Genomic DNA, 15,301 nt, shown 5'->3' on the forward strand with positions numbered 1-15,301 from the left:
GTCCCGGTCGATCAAGCATCCGAAGTAGCCGTCCTGCGTGATCCGTTGACGTGAGGAGCCCACACTGTGCCACCTACTCTCTACCGCGACACGGGTTACACCCTTCGGCACCTGATTGAGGACATCGAGGGTGGACGGATCGGGCTTCCCGACATCCAGCGGCCGTTCGTCTGGTCCGCGACGAAGACCCGCGATCTCTTCGACTCGATGTACCGCGGCTACCCGATCGGCACCCTCATGTTCTGGGAGACCGGAGCCGAGGTGGGGACCCGGCAGATCGGGACGGGGACTGGCGACCGGGCGCCCCAACGGCTCGTTGTGGACGGGCAGCAGCGGCTCACCGCCTTGTTCGCCGTACTCACCGGGCGCAAGGTCGTCAACAAGTCCTTCGACGAGGTCACACTGCGGATCGCCTTCCACCCACAGGACCAGACGTTCGAGGTCACGGACGCGGCAATCGAGCGGGACACCGCCTACATCCCGGACATCACCAAGCTCTGGGCTCCGGGCGGCCACCGTGGAGCTGTCCGGGAGTTCTTCCACCGGCTCGAACAGGCAGCGGGTCAACCCCTGCCGACCGCGACGAGGGACGAGCTGGAGGAGCGGATCGACCGTGTCCGGGGCTTGCACGACTTCCGTTTCCAGGTGGTGGAGTTGGACGCCGCGGCAGACGAGGAGCAGGTCGCGGAGATCTTCGTCCGTATCAACTTCCAGGGAGTCAAGCTCAACCAGTCCGACTTCATCCTCACCTTGATGTCGGTGCACTGGGAGAAGGGCCGACGTCAATTGGAGGACTTCTGCCGTGCCGCTGTGGTCGCGGGACTTCCCGGGCCGAACCCCCGCAACCCGTTCCTGGACCCCAGCCCTGACCAGCTCCTGCGCGTCGCTGTCGCCGTGGCCTTCCGGCGTGCGAGGCTCCAGCACGTCTACAACGTGCTGCGGGGCAAGGACTTCGAGACCGGAAAAGTCTCCGTCGAGCGGCGCCAGGAACAGTTCGACCGGCTGGCGCAGGCGCATACGCAGGTCCTCGATCTGACCAGCTGGCATGAGTTCTTCCAATGCGTCACCGCGGCCGGCTTCCGCAGCCGCAAGATGATCACCTCTGACACCGCCCTGCTGTACAGCTATGCGCTGTGGCTGATCGGACTGCACGACTTCGGGCTGTCGGCCGAAGAACTCCGTCCGGTCATTGCGCGCTGGTTCTTCATGGTGCACACCACCGGCCGCTACTCCAACTCCCCCGAGTCGCAGATGGAGTTCGACCTGGGTCGGATCGGTGGCCTGCCCCAGGGTGACGGCCAGGCGTTCACCGCAGAACTCACGCGGATCATCTCCGCGCACTTCACAGGTGACTACTGGGACATCTCTCTGCCGAACAGGCTCGACAGCTCATCGTCGTACTCCCCGGTGGTGTTCGCCTACCAGGCCGCGTTGAACATCCTCGACGCGGAGTTGCTCTGCGGCGACCAGCGCATCCGCGATCTCATGGATCCGGCGGCCAGGCCCGCTCGGAAGGTTCCCCGGGACCGTCTGTTCTACTCCGAGACCCTCGAGAGTCGAGGTATCACCGACAAACGCCAGGTCAACGCCATCGCCAACATGGCATATGTGACATGGCCGGCAAGCGAGAAAGGCAACACCGACGCACCTGATGTCTACTGGCCGAGGATCACTGAGGCAATGGACCCGGATGTGATCAGGCGACAGGCCCGGTGGCATGCGCTGCCGGTCGGCTGGGAGCAGCTCGACTACCCGGCCTTCCTGGAACGGCGTCGCCAGCTGATCGCCCAAGTGGTGCGGGAGGCGTTCGAGACGCTCAGCGCGGACCGACCCGCGTACGTGCCCACCGCGGCGGCCGATCTCATCGCCGCGGGCGAGTCCCAGAGCACCGAGTTCAAGGCGAGTGCCCGCTGGAACGTACACAGCGGGGAGTACGACAAGTCCCTGCAAAACAATCTCGTCAAGACGGTCTGCGGCTTTCTCAACGGGGAGGGCGGCAACCTGTTCATCGGCGTCGGTGACGACGGGACCGTACTGGGGATCGAGAACGATCTGTCGACCCTGCCGAAACAGGCCGACTCCGATGGCTACGAACTGTTCGTACGCCAGGTCCTCGATGACAACCTGTCGGCCCCGACCGCGACCACCGTGCGGATCAGTTTTCCCGAAGTGGCCGGCCGTGTTGTATGCCGGGTCAGCGTGGCCGCGGCCGGTAAGGCCGTGTTTGCCAGGCCCGCCAAGGGCGGCAGTGCGGCCACCGACTTCTGGGTCCGGGTCGGCAACGCCACCAAGCAGCTGCATGGTGAGGGTCTCCTGCGCTACCGGGAGGAGCACTGGGGGTGATCGTCCGGGAACAGACCAGACGCCATAGGTCTGTGACGTCCGAGGAGCGGGGGCCAGTGGGAAGCAGAACCAACCCCTTGGTCTGAGACGAGCACGCAGTCGGCGTGAACTACGCCAAGAAGCCCTGGAGGCTGTCCCACATCAATGATCACCGCAGTCACCAGGGGGAGACCGCAGCATGACCGGCACCGCGGAGGCCCTTGGCGGGTCGGTTGCAGTCGACAATGCAGCACAAAGCGTCGCGCTGCCCGTTCTACGTATACGCCGTGCTCGTGGTCATATCGGCGGGATTCTTCGTCGGAGGACTCACTCCCCTGCTGTCGGACCTCGCGGACCGGCGCATCGGGTATCGGGTCATCGTCCCGGCGTCTCTCCCGATGCTCGCCGCGGCGCTGGGCCTCGGCGGCCTCGGCCTTGTCCGGGTCACTGTCGCCGCGTTCCTGGTCCTGGGGGAATTCCCGAGATCACCGCCGTGATCGTGGACAACGTGTTCAACGAAGCCGTGCCGTCGCGGTACCGGGCGAGCCTGCTGTCGATGATCTCTTTCGTGGAGTCGGCGCTCATCGGCACCGGGTATCCCGTTCTCGGCGCGCTCATGGGCGGGTTGGGCTCCAGCGTGGGCAGGGCAGCCTACGCCGCGGTTCCTCTGCCGGCATGTCTCCTGTGGCTCCCGGTGCTCTACCGAGGGGCGCGCGTGACCACCGAGATCGAGAAGTCGGCCCATCAAAAGGCATCCTGAAACAGACCATCTCCCACCTCTCTCTGAGGCGTCCTGCGGACCGGAATGCCCCACCCGCACGCCTCAGCGCGTCCCCCGATCGGGTGCCGTCTGCCAGTCGGCGCGCGCCGCCGCCGTGCTGGAGCGCAGCGAGATCGGTGGGGTCAGCAGGATGTGGCGGGGCGGGGCGTCCGGCGCGGTGATGCGTTCCATCAGGAGGGCGACGGCCTTCTCGCCCATTTCCAGGGCCGGTACGTCCGCCGCCGTGAGGGGCGGGCGGAAGTCCTCCGCCCAGGTCCTGGCCGCCACCCCGGTGATGGAGAAGTCGTACGGCACCGCGAGGCCGGCATCCGCCAGCGCCCGCTGGATGCCGGGCAGAGCGGCCTCGTTGATGGTGGTCACGGCGGTCAGGCCGGGACGGCTGCGCAGCAGCGCCTCGACGCACTCCTGACCTGAGCGGGCGTCGTCGCCGCACGGCACCTCGATGCCGTCGAGACCGCGTTCGGCCACGGCGGCCGAGAAGCCCTCGCCGGCCCTGCGCGCCGGGCCGTATCCCGCCGCGACGAGTTCGGCGGAGCGCGTGATCAGTGCCACCCGGCGGTGTCCCAGGTCGGCGAGGTGCCGCACGCAGTGCCGGACCAGGCCGGCGTAGTCGACGTCGATCCACGACATCTCCTCGTCGCCGGCCGTGTGCCCGATGCCCACGAAGGGCACCCCGGCAGCCTGGAGGCGGCCCACACGAGGGTCCTCCAGACGGATCTCCATCAGGATGACGCCGTCCACGCGGCTCTCCGAGACCAACCGTTCGAAGGAGCGGTCGTGGTCCTCGCCGGAGGGGGACAGGAGCACGTCCAGGTCGACCCGGGCAGCGGCGTCGACCACGCTGGCCACGAAGTCCAGTTGCATGTGGGTGAGCCGGTTGCCCGCCGGCGGGATGACGAGACCGATCGTCCTGGTCCGGCCCTCCTTGAGGGCCCGCGCGGTCGCGTTGGGGCGGTATCCCAGCTCGTCGATCACGTCCTGCACCCGTCTGCGGGTGCTGCTCGCGACAGGACGCTTGCCGCTGAGCGCGTACGACACCGTGCTGCGGGACACGCCGGCACGCCGAGCGATCTCCCCGATGTTCATGCAGCCCCCAAAAACCCACCCGGAGACCGACAGGACGGACCGCGGCCACCGGTGCTCCGCCGGACATGAGTGCGGGTCCCACTCCTTCGGACACCGGACTCCGGACACCAGACACCAGACACCGTACGGCGCGACGCGAACCGATGCGCGTGCTCGCCGAAACATTTCGAGCCGACGATGCCTTCGACCCGCAGGAATCAGCCGTCGAATCGATTCCGCGACAAGCTTCGCCAGAGGGCGCCCCACGACCTTGACAGCCCGCGGAGCCGGGAGCACCGTCTCCCCCCGAAACCTCTCTGCAATCTCGCGCCCCCAGCGTCACCGCACGACCCGACCGGGTTGCGTCGGCACGGTAGGAGATCAGTCGAGCACCGTGCGGCGGGGCCTCACGCGCCAGCACTGAAGGATGACCATGTCGAGAGCCGAAGTGCTCCGCGGCCGGTGGGCCGCCGCCCCGGCAGCTCTGCTCGCCTTGTTGGCCGGGAGTCTGGCCACGGCCACGGCCACCGCCACGGCCGCGTTCGCCGTACCGTCCGAGCGCGCGGCACCCGCCGCCACCCTGTACGTGGATCCGGCTGCCGCCCCCGGCGGGACCGGCACCGCCGAGCAGCCGTTCGCGACGATCGACCAGGCGCGGCAGCCCGCCCACCGCCTCGCGGCCGACGCGGACGTGATCGTCAACCTGGCCGGTGGCACCTATCGGCTGTCCCAGCCGCTGTCCTTCGGCTCCGGCGACGGCGGCCAGAACGGCCACACCATCACCTACCAGGCCGCCCCCGGGCAGCAGCCGGTCCTGAGCGGAGCCCAGCGCATCTCTGGTTGGCAGGTGCATGATCAGAACAGCAACATCTGGTCGGTCCACGTCGGCAGCGGCGTCAACACACGTCAGCTGTACGTGAACGGCACCCAGGCACCGCGCGCGGCGATCCAGGTGCCCCGCTCCGCCTTCACGTTCACCCAGACCGGCCTCACCGTCACCGACTCCTCCCTCGACTACCTGGCCGGCCTCTCCGACCAGAGCCACATGGAGGTCGAGAGCCTCAACTCCTTCACCGACCGCTACGCGCCGGTCAAGTCGATCAGCGGCAGAACGATCACCATGCAGCAGCCCGCGTGGAACAACAACTCCTGGGGCTACGACACCGTCAACGCGCCGTTCGCCGGCGGGACGATGTACCTGGAGAACAACTACGCGTTCCTCAAGCAGGCCGGACAGTGGTACCTGGACGCGTCCACGGGCGACCTCTACTACCGGGCCCAGCCCGGGCAGAACCCGAACAGCCTCGACGTCGAACTGCCCCGGCTCCAGAGCCTGCTCGGCGTCAGCGGCAGCTACGGCTCACCGGCGACCGGCCTGAGGTTCAGCGGCATCCGGTTCACGGGAACCTCCTGGCTCGGCCCGAGCGGACCCGACGGCTACGCGGACCAGCAGAGCGGCGCGCACATCACCGGCACCTTCGCGATGCCCGCCAACTGGCTGAGCACCTGCAAGTCGGGGTGCACCCAGTTCGAGGCCACCCGCAACCACTGGGTGCAGATGCCCGCGGCCGTCCAGGTCTCCGCCGCCACCGACATCACCTTCTCCGGCAACACCTTCTCCGAACTCGGGCAGGCCGGACTGGGCGTGGGCAACGACGGCGTCGCCACGGCGTCCGGCACCGGACTCGGCGCGAACGGTGTCGCCATCACCGGCAACACCTTCACCGACCTCGCCGGCAGCGGCATCCAGGTCGGCGGGATCCAACCGGACGCGCACCACCCCGCCGACCCGCAGATGACCAACCAGAACATCACCATCAGCAACAACAAGGTCAGCGGGGTGGGCACCGACTACAAGGAGACCGCGGGAATCCTGTCCACCTACGTCACCAACGCGACGATCACCCACAACCAGTGCGACCACCTGCCCTACGACGGGATCGACATCGGCTGGGGCTGGGGGATGAACGACCCGGGCGGCAGCCAGGACTACGCCAACCGCGGCACGTACAACTACCAGCCGATCTACAGCACCCCCACCACGCTGAAGAACAACACCGTCTCCCACAACCTGGTCTTCGACACCAAGAACGCGATGTTCGACGGCGGCAGCATCTACAGCCTGTCCGCGGCCCCCGGCTCGGTGATCTCCGAGAACTACATGTACGACAACAACCGCACCACCGCGCTGTACCTCGACGAGGGCTCCCGGTACCTGAAGGTGTCCGCCAATGTGGTGCAGGACGCGGGCAACTGGGCGCTCACCAACGCCAACGCGAACAACCACACCGACGACAGCACCTTCTCCGGCAACTGGTACAACGGCGGCAACACCTACGTGGCCACCGGCCCGCCGCACAACAACGTCCTCACCGGCAACGTCCAGGTCAGCGGCACCAACTGGCCGCAGGGCGCCCGTCAGGTCATCCAGCAGGCAGGCGTCCAGCCGACCGGCGGCGGAGACGGATTCCCCACCGGCCGGCACCAGTTGGTGATCGGCAGCAACAGCCTGTGCCTCGACGTGTACGGCAACTCCACCGGCGCCGGCGCCGCGATCGACCAGTGGACCTGCAACGGACAGGGCAACCAGCAGTTCGAGTTCCTGCCGGTCTCGGGCGGCTACGGACAACTGCGCGCGCAGCACTCCGGACAGGTCGTGGCGGTGGCCGGCGGCTCCACGACCGCCGGTACGCCGGACATCGTGCAGCAGGCCCCGGACGGATCGGCCGGCGCTCTGTGGCTGCCGGTGCGGCAGTCCGACGGCTCGTACTCCTTCCAGAACAAGAACAGCGGCCTCTGCCTCGACGTCTACGGCGGCGGCAGCAATCCCGGCCAGCAGCTCGACCAGTGGCCCTGCAAGAACACGGCCGGCAGCAACCAGGACTTCACGCCCCGCTGACCTGCCCGCGCACTCGTTCACCCCACCCACTGACCCGCACCAGTGAGGAACGCTCATGAAGAAGTACCTGGCCCCCTGGGCCGCGGCGCTGGCGACCGTGCTCGGTCTCGGCGCCGCCCCGCACGCGGTGGCCGCCACCGGCACCGAGTCGCCGCCCTCCGCCGTACAGGCCGCCGCGCCCACCGCTCTGCGGTTGATGCCGTTGGGGGACTCCATCACCTGGGGTGTCGGCAGCCCGTCGGGGAACGGCTACCGGGGCTTCCTGCGGGACCAGTTGGCGGCCGAGGGACACGCACCGGACTTCGTCGGCTCGGGTCGCAACGGCACCATGTCCGACCCGGACAACGAAGGCCACTCCGGCTGGCGGATCGACCAGATCACCGGCATCGCGGACTCCGTGCTGGCCCGCTACCGCCCCAACGTGGTCACTCTGGAGATCGGCACCAACGACCTCAACGGCAACTACCAGATCCCGACCGCCCCCGACCGGCTCCGCGCGCTCATCGACCGGATCACCGGCTCCGCCCCCGACGCCACCGTTTTGGTCGGCACCGTGATCATCTCCACCAGTGGTACGGAGGAGGCCAACCGGCCCGCGTTCAACGCCAGGATCCCCGGGATCGTCCAGGACGCGCAGGCCGCAGGCAAGCACGTACGGCTGGTGGACATGAGCGCCCTGACCGGAGCCGACCTGGCCGACGCCCTGCACCCCAACGACACCGGGTACCGCAAGATGGCGGACGCCTTCAACGCCGGGATCCAGGCCGCGGACGCGGCCGGCTGGATCAAGCCGCCGGTTTCCGCGGGCGGCGCCGAGGTGCGCTCGGGGATCGCGGGGAAGTGCCTGGACGTCAACGGCGGCAACAGCGCCAACGGGACCGCGGTGGACAGCTGGTCCTGCAACGGCTCCGACGGCCAGCTCTGGTCCGCTCGCTCCGACGGCACCCTGCGGGCCCTGGGGAAGTGCCTCGACGCCACGGCCCGTGGTACCGCCAACGGCACGAAGATCGCTGTCTGGGACTGCAACGGCGGCACCAACCAGCAGTGGCAGACGTACAACGGCGGTTACCGCAACCCGGTCTCCGGCCGCTGCCTCGACATCCCCGCCGGATCCGCCGACGGCACGCAACTGGTCCTGTGGGACTGCAACGGCGGCGCCAACCAGCAGTGGACGGCTCTCCCGGTCTCCTGACCCGGTGAACCTCAGGTGAGGTGAACGACCACCCGCGCCCGGCACGGCGGCCGTCGCCGGACGCGGGTTCCGGCATGCCCTGACAGTGGCTCCATCATGCGTATACATGGGATGGATGTGGTTCCGAGGAGGGGTGACAGGTCTATTGACACGGCGAGAGGGGTGTGGAATCACTATCGACATGGGATGTCTGAGGGTTTCCTGTGGACGCTCCCGAGCATCCCGGCCCCTTCGGACAGGCACGGCACTCTCTGTCCCCTTCCCCCACATATTCAAGGAACAGGATGCAGCCTTCATCTGTTCAGTCCCGTAGTCACGCGGCACCTGGACCACGCTTATTGGTGGCCGCCACCGTATGCGTGATGGCACTGCTGGCCGTGCTGCTGTCGACCGTGCCTTCATGGCCGGCACCGGCGTCGGCGGCGGCCCTGGTGAGCTCGCCGTCGGGCCGGTGCCTCGATGTCAAGGGCAACGTAGACACACCGGGTACCGCGCTGAACATCTGGGACTGCAACGACCAGGCCAACCAGGCCTTCGAGTTCACGTCGGCGGGTGAGCTGAGAGCGATGGGCGGCACCCGGTGCGTGGACGCCTACGACAACCGGACGGCCCCCGGAGCCCCCGTGGTCATCCGGGCCTGCGACGGCCGGCCGGCCCAGGTGTGGCGCCGGAACTCCGACGGTTCCGTCACCGGCGCGGCATCCGGCTTCTGCCTGGACGTCAGCGGAGCGGCAACGGCCAACGGCACCGCGGTCATCCTGTGGACCTGCAACGGTCAGAGCAACCAGAAGTGGAGTACCCCGGCAGCCCCGCCGCCGCCCCCGCCCGGCGGGTCCGGCCCCTGTGACCTCTACGCCGCGGGCGGCACGCCGTGCGTGGCCGCGCACAGCACGGTGCGGGCACTGCTGAGTTCGTACCAAGGCTCCCTCTACCAGGTCAGGCGCTCCTCGGACAACGCCACGAGGGACATCGGCGTGCTGGCGCCCGGCGGCTTCGCCGACGCGGCGGCACAGGACGCGTTCTGTGCGGGAACCTCGTGCGTGATCACGGTCGTACGCGACCAGTCAGGACACGGCAACGACCTGTGGTACCAGGGTTCGTCCCAGGTCCCCGGGTCGAGTCAGAGCAGCCCCGCGAAGGCGACCTCCGAGTCGCTCACCGCCGGGGGCACCAAGGCCTACTCGCTGTACATCAACCCCGGCAACAGCTACTGGCGGGACGGCCACCTGACGGGCGTGCCGACCGGTGCCGCACCCGAAGGCGCGTACATGGTGACCAGCGGCACCCACGTCAACAGCGGCTGCTGCTTCGACTACGGCAACAGCGAGACGACCCGGAAGGCCGACGCCGCCGGGGCGATGGACGCGATCAACTTCGGTACCCAGTGCTGGTTCGGCGGGTGCGCCGGCAGCGGTCCCTGGGTGCAGGCCGACCTCGAGTGGGGCCTGTACCCCGGCGGCAGCCAGTCCTGGAACCCCAACCAGCGCGCGTTCACCAGCAAGTTCGTGACGGCGATGCTGAAGAACAACGGCACGTCCAGGTTCGCCCTCAAGGGCGCCAACGCCCAGTCCGGCGGCCTGACCACTCTGTGGGACGGCGGACTCCCGGGCGGATACAGCCCCATGAAGAAGCAAGGGGCCATCGTCCTGGGGAGCGGCGGCGACTGCTGCAAGCCCGGCGGCGGCGCCAACCTGAGCGCCGGCACCTTCTACGAGGGAGCCATCGTCGCCGGCTACCCCTCCGACGCGACCGACAGCGCCGTACAGGCCAACATCACCGCGGCCGGCTACCGCTGAGTCCTTCTGTCCTACGGCGAGTTCTGCCGCAACCGGCCCAGGAGTCAATGACATGCGCATGATCACTCGGACGCTGGTGTTCGCCTTCGCCATCGCGCTGTTCTGCGCGGGCATACCCCTCCTCTCCCTCGCCACCGCGCAACCCGCCGCCGCGCTGGGCAACGGGCTCGCACTGACCCCGCAGATGGGCTTCAACGACTGGAACGCGTACGGCTGCAACGTGTCCGAGTCCCTGATCAAGTCCACCGCGCAGGCGATGCACACCAACGGCATGCAGGCGGCGGGCTACTCCTACGTCAACATCGACGACTGCTGGATGACCCACAACCGTGACTCCGGCGGCCGCCTGGTGCCGGACCCGGCCAAGTTCCCGGACGGCATCAAGGGCACCGCGGACTACGTGCACTCGCTGGGGCTGAAGCTCGGCATCTACGAGGACGCGGGCACCGCGACCTGCGCCGGCTATCCGGGCAGCCTGGGCCACGAGACCACGGACGCGCAGTCCTTCGCGTCGTGGGGCGTGGACTACCTGAAGTACGACAACTGCAACAACACCGGAGCCCCCGCGCGGACCCGGTACACGGCGATGCGTGACGCGCTGGCGGCCACCGGCCGGCCGATCCTGTACAGCCTGTGCAACTGGGGCCAGGACAACGTGTGGACCTGGGGCGCGGACGTGGGCAACAGCTGGCGCACCACCGGGGACATCAGCGCGAGTTTCTCCAGCATGCTGTCGATCTTCCACAGCAACGTGGGACTCGCCTCGTACGCCGGCCCCGGCCACTGGAACGACCCGGACATGCTGGAGGTCGGCAACGGCTCGATGACGGCCACCGAGAGCCGCAGCGAGTTCAGCCTCTGGGCGGAGATGGCGGCGCCACTGATCGCGGGCACCAACATCCCCTCGGCGAGCGCGGACACGCTCGCCACCCTGACCAACTCCCGCGTGATCGCGGTCGACCAGGACCCCCTGGGCAAGCAGGGCACCATGGTGTCGTCCTCGGGCGGCCTGGACGTGCTCGCCAAGCCGCTGGCGAACGGGGACGTGTCGGTGGCGCTGTTCAACGAGACGGGCTCGACGGCGACCATCACCACCACCGCGGCGGCGATCGGCAAGACCGGTGCGTCCGCCTACACCCTGACCGACCTGTGGTCCGGTGCGTCCTCGACCACCTCCGGCACGATCAGCGCCCGGGTGCCGGCCCACGGCACGGTGATGTACCGGGTCGCGGGCGGAAGCAGCGGCGGCGGCACGAGCGTGACCGGCGCGGTGCACGCCGTGGGTGCGGGCAAGTGCCTCGACGTACCCCGCTCGACCACGACCGCCGGCACCCAGGTGGAGATCTGGAGCTGCAACGGCGGCGCCAACCAGACCTGGACGCACTCCGCGTCGAACCAGTTCACCGTCTACTCCGGCAGCAGCCAGATGTGCCTGGACGCCTACAACAACCAGACCACGCCGGGGACAAAGGTCGAGATCTGGTCGTGCAACGGCCAGACCAACCAGCAGTGGACGCTGAACGCCGACGGCACCGTCACCGGCGTCCAGTCGGGCCTGTGCCTTGACGTCGCCGGTGGGGCCACCGCCGACGGCACCCTCGCCGAGTTGCAGACCTGCAACGGCGGCAGCAGCCAGCGGTGGACGTTGGGATGACTCCGCACTCGAACCCGGAGGAGACCTTCATGCTCGAACCAGGCAGTGATCGCCCACGCAGGCGAGGGAAAGCCGTGTTCCTTGTCGCCCTGGCGATGATCGTGGCAGCGTTCGGCGCCCCGGCGTTCGCCACCTCGCCGCAGTCCACGACGGCGGCCGTGGTCCGTCCGGCGGCTCAGCGAGTGGCGGACGTCGTCCACCCGGCGGCCCAACGCGTGGCGGACGTGTCGCTCCCGTGCGACCTCTACGCCGCGGGCGGTACGCCGTGTGTGACGGCGCACTCCACGACCAGGGCGCTCTTCGCGTCGTACAACGGCCCGCTCTACCAGATCCAGCGGGCCTCCGACCGCGGCTACCGCGACATCGGGCTGCTGAGCGCGGGCGGCTACGCCGACGGCGCGTCCCAGGTGTCGTTCTGCTCGGGCACGTCGTGCACGATCACGAAGATCTACGACCAGACCGCGCAGCACAACGACATGCCGATCTCCTGGGGCGGCTACTGGAAGGGCCCGGGGCCGAACGGGTCCGACGTCGGCGCGGATGCCATGGCCCTGCCGGTGACCGCGGCCGGCCACCAGGTCTTCGGCGTCAAGGTCGCCCAGGGCGTCGGCTACCGGCACGACAACGCGAAAGGCGTCCCCACCGGATCCCAGCCCTCGGGCATCTACATGGTGACGTCGTCGAACTACACGAACCAGTGGTGCTGCTTCGACTACGGACTCGGTGAGAACACCCACACCGACACCGGCAACGCCACCATGAACGCCATCTACTGGGGCAACGCCTGCTGGTTCGGCGGCTGTACCGGGTCGGGGCCGTGGGTGGAGGCCGACCTGGAGAACGGCATGTTCCACACCAACACCGGCTCCAACAAGGACCCCAACAACCCCGGTGTGCACCACCCCTTCGTCAGCGCCTGGGAGAAGAACAACGGCACCACCAACTTCACCCTCAAATACGGCGACGGCGCGAGCGGCGGGCTGACCACCACCTTCTCCGGCCCCCTGCCGAACGGCTACTCGCCGATGAAGGTCGACAGCTCCGTCCTGCTCGGCACCGGCGGAGACAACAGCGTCTCGGGCACCGGCGAGTTCTTCGAGGGCGCCATCACGGCCGGCTACCCCACCGACGCCACCGAGAACGCCGTCCAGGCGAGCATCACCGCGGCCGGTTACGGCTCGGGTGGCGGTGGCGGTACGTCGACCGCGCTGCACGCGGTGGGCGCCGGCAAGTGCCTGGAGGTACCGGGCGCGTCCACGACCCCGGGTACACAGACGCAGATCCGGGACTGCTCGGGTGCGGCGAACCAGACCTGGTCCCGGACCGGCTCCCGCGAGCTCACCGTGTACTCCGGCAGCAGCCGGCTGTGCCTGGACGCCTCCAACCAGGGCACCAGCCCCGGCACCAAGGTCATCACCTGGACCTGCAACGGCCAGCCCAACCAGCAGTGGAACGTCAACGCCAACGGCACCGTCACCAGCGCCCAGTCCGGCCTGTGCCTCGATGTGACGGGCGCCGCCACGGCCAACGGCACCCCCGTGGAGCTGTGGACCTGCAACAGCCAGTCCAACCAGCAGTGGTCGCTGAGCTGACCATGTGAGGGCCCCCGCGCGGCTCCGGGGCGGCATCCGACCGCCGCCCCGGCATGCCGCCGCGCGCTCGGACCCCATACGCAAGCCGGCCCCGTCCAGCACGCGCGCCGCAGCGCAGCGGCGCCCAGACTCAGGAGAATCGGATGAGGACGAGAGTGAGATCCGGCCGTCGGGCACTGCTGGCCGGCATCCTCCTGGCGCTCGTGCTGCCGCTGCTGTCGACGACAGTGAGCAGGGCCGCCGAGGGCAAGTCGCTGAGCGTGAACCTGGCGTCGACCCGCGGCCCCTCGACCGGCGTGGGGGAGGGGTTCCTCTACGGCATCAGCGAGGACGGCACCAGGCCGGTGGACGAGTTCCTCCAACCGCTCGGGATCAACGCCTTCCGTGGCGGCGGATGGTTCTCCGGCGGCTGGATCAGGGACGGCTACCAGTACGGCACGGCCACCCGGGCCGACCTCGACTCGATCACCGCACAGGCGAAACGCCTGACCCGGCCGCCCTACCACGCGCAGTACCAGGTCCTCGTCAGTGACATCTACGGCGCGAACGGCGGTCAGCCGTCGAACACCAGGTACCCGTGCGACAACGGCGACTGCTCCGACTGGCTCCGCTTCATCGACGCCACCGTGGGCGCACTACAGGCCACGGGGCTCACCTTCTCCTACGACATCTGGAACGAGCCCGACATCTCCGCCTTCTGGACCCGCGGTGTCAACAGCGCCCAGTACTTCCAGATGTGGGACACGGCCTACCGCGAGATCCGGCGCATCGCCCCCGGGGCGCAGATCGTCGGACCCTCCTTCGCGTTCACCCCGGAACGCAACTCCGGCCAGTGGCGGACCTGGCTCGCACACGTGAAGGCGGCCGGAACCGTGCCGGACATGATCGCCAACCACAACGAGGGCGATGTCGACGACCCGGTCACCGTCGCGCGCGCCCTGAACAACGCCCTGAGCACGGCCGGCATCGGCCAACTGCCCCTGTCCTCGAACGAGTACCAGCCCGCCGACCGGCAGACCACCGGGGTGACGGCCTGGTACCTCGCCCGGTTCGCGCAGTCCGGGTACACCAACGCGATGCGCGGCAACTGGGTCTGCTGCGTCACCCCCAACCTGACCGGCGTCCTCACCCAGAGCGGCGGCAACTGGCAGCCCACCGGCAACTGGTGGGCGCTGCGGGAGTACGCCGACATGACCGGCACCCTCGTCGACACCTCGGGCCAGGTCGGCTCGACGGCGATATCGGCAGCCGAGGACGCCTCCGCCGGGCGGGCGGTCGCTGTCGTCGGCGACTCCAACGGGTACACCGGTGCCGCGTCCGTGACCTTCAACGGGCTGTCGTCCGTGCCCTGGCTGGCGAACGACGGCAACGTCCACGTCACCGTGCACCGCATCCCGGACCAGGCGCCCCTCGCGGCTCCCCAGACCGTGTACGACCAGAACGTGAGCACCGCCGGCGGCTCGATCACCGTGCCGTTCACGTTCCAGGGCGCCCACGACGCGTTCACCGTGTATCTGACCCCCGCCTCCTCCGGCGGCGCGGGCTTCCCGGCCGGCTACCACCAACTCGTCGCCGCCCACGACAGCTTGTGCCTGGACGTGTACGGCAACTCGGGCAGCGCGGGCGCCGCGATCGACCAGTGGACCTGCAACGGGCAGAGCAACCAGCAGTTCCAGTTCGTGCCGGCCTCGGGTGGCTACGGCGAGCTGCGCGCCCAGAGCTCCGGCCAGGACGTCGCGGTCGCGGGCAGCTCCATGACGGCAGGCACCCCGAACATCGTCCAACAGCCCCCCGGCACAGCGGCCAACGGCCTCTGGCTGCCCGTCCGCCAGTCCGACGGCTCCTACGCCTTCCAGAACCGCAACAGCGGTCTGTGCCTGGACGTCTACGGCGCCGGCAACAACACCGGCCAGCAACTGGACCAGTGGCCGTGCAAGAACGCACCCGGCACCAACCAGGACTTCTTCGTCCGCTGAACCGTCCGCTGAACCGTCCGCCGA

At 68.9% G+C, this 15,301-nt stretch carries 10 protein-coding genes; 9 read left to right on the forward strand and 1 reads right to left on the reverse strand.

From position 1 onward, the window contains the following. Nucleotides 1-66 precede the first annotated feature (66 nt). The 3 genes from IF54_RS0109695 to IF54_RS43305 all read left to right on the forward strand — a co-directional run bounded on the left by IF54_RS0109695 (nucleotide 67) and on the right by IF54_RS43305 (nucleotide 3,082). Nucleotides 67-2,343 (forward strand): GmrSD restriction endonuclease domain-containing protein, encoded by a 2,277-nt coding sequence (locus IF54_RS0109695; protein WP_030316586.1) that lies wholly within the window; start codon nucleotides 67-69, stop codon nucleotides 2,341-2,343. 266 nt (nucleotides 2,344-2,609) lie between these two features. Continuing rightward, on the forward strand, nucleotides 2,610-2,819 hold the full coding sequence (locus tag IF54_RS43300) for a hypothetical protein (RefSeq protein WP_234438949.1): 210 nt from the start codon (nucleotides 2,610-2,612) through the stop codon (nucleotides 2,817-2,819). Next, nucleotides 2,816-3,082: a hypothetical protein gene (locus IF54_RS43305; protein ID WP_030316590.1), complete on the forward strand. Its 267-nt coding sequence runs from the start codon at nucleotides 2,816-2,818 to the stop codon at nucleotides 3,080-3,082. Before IF54_RS43300 ends, IF54_RS43305 begins: the two co-directional genes overlap by 4 nt. A gap of 63 nt (nucleotides 3,083-3,145) precedes the next feature. On the opposite strand, the gene IF54_RS0109710 is transcribed toward IF54_RS43305, so the two are convergent. Next, nucleotides 3,146-4,189, reverse strand: a complete 1,044-nt coding sequence (locus IF54_RS0109710) for a LacI family DNA-binding transcriptional regulator (protein ID WP_051735373.1) — start codon at nucleotides 4,187-4,189, stop codon at nucleotides 3,146-3,148. Nucleotides 4,190-4,601: 412 nt separating this feature from the next. On the opposite strand from IF54_RS0109710, the gene IF54_RS0109715 reads away from it, so the two are divergent. From IF54_RS0109715 to IF54_RS0109740, 6 genes are all read left to right on the forward strand, one after another. Next, nucleotides 4,602-7,067, forward strand: coding sequence for an RICIN domain-containing protein (locus tag IF54_RS0109715; RefSeq protein WP_234438950.1), 2,466 nt, complete (start codon nucleotides 4,602-4,604; stop codon nucleotides 7,065-7,067). Nucleotides 7,068-7,122: 55 nt separating this feature from the next. Continuing rightward, nucleotides 7,123-8,259 carry an SGNH/GDSL hydrolase family protein gene (locus IF54_RS0109720; RefSeq protein ID WP_030316594.1) on the forward strand — a complete coding sequence of 379 codons (1,137 nt, stop codon included), beginning with the start codon at nucleotides 7,123-7,125 and terminating at the stop codon, nucleotides 8,257-8,259. 362 nt (nucleotides 8,260-8,621) lie between these two features. Further along, on the forward strand, nucleotides 8,622-10,055 hold the full coding sequence (locus IF54_RS0109725) for an arabinofuranosidase catalytic domain-containing protein (RefSeq protein WP_030316595.1): 1,434 nt from the start codon (nucleotides 8,622-8,624) through the stop codon (nucleotides 10,053-10,055). 52 nt (nucleotides 10,056-10,107) lie between these two features. Beyond that, entirely contained in the window at nucleotides 10,108-11,709 is a 1,602-nt protein-coding gene (locus IF54_RS0109730) for a glycoside hydrolase family 27 protein (RefSeq protein WP_030316596.1), read from the forward strand. A 29-nt stretch (nucleotides 11,710-11,738) separates the two neighbouring features. After that, a complete protein-coding gene (locus IF54_RS0109735; protein ID WP_030316598.1) occupies nucleotides 11,739-13,301 on the forward strand; it encodes an arabinofuranosidase catalytic domain-containing protein in 1,563 nt (520 codons plus the stop codon). A gap of 143 nt (nucleotides 13,302-13,444) precedes the next feature. After that, a complete protein-coding gene (locus tag IF54_RS0109740) occupies nucleotides 13,445-15,277 on the forward strand; it encodes an RICIN domain-containing protein (RefSeq protein ID WP_030316599.1) in 1,833 nt (610 codons plus the stop codon). Nucleotides 15,278-15,301 lie beyond the last annotated feature (24 nt).

This window comes from Streptomyces sp. NRRL B-3229 (genome assembly GCF_000719505.1).
Classification (GTDB): domain Bacteria; phylum Actinomycetota; class Actinomycetes; order Streptomycetales; family Streptomycetaceae; genus Streptomyces; species Streptomyces griseorubiginosus.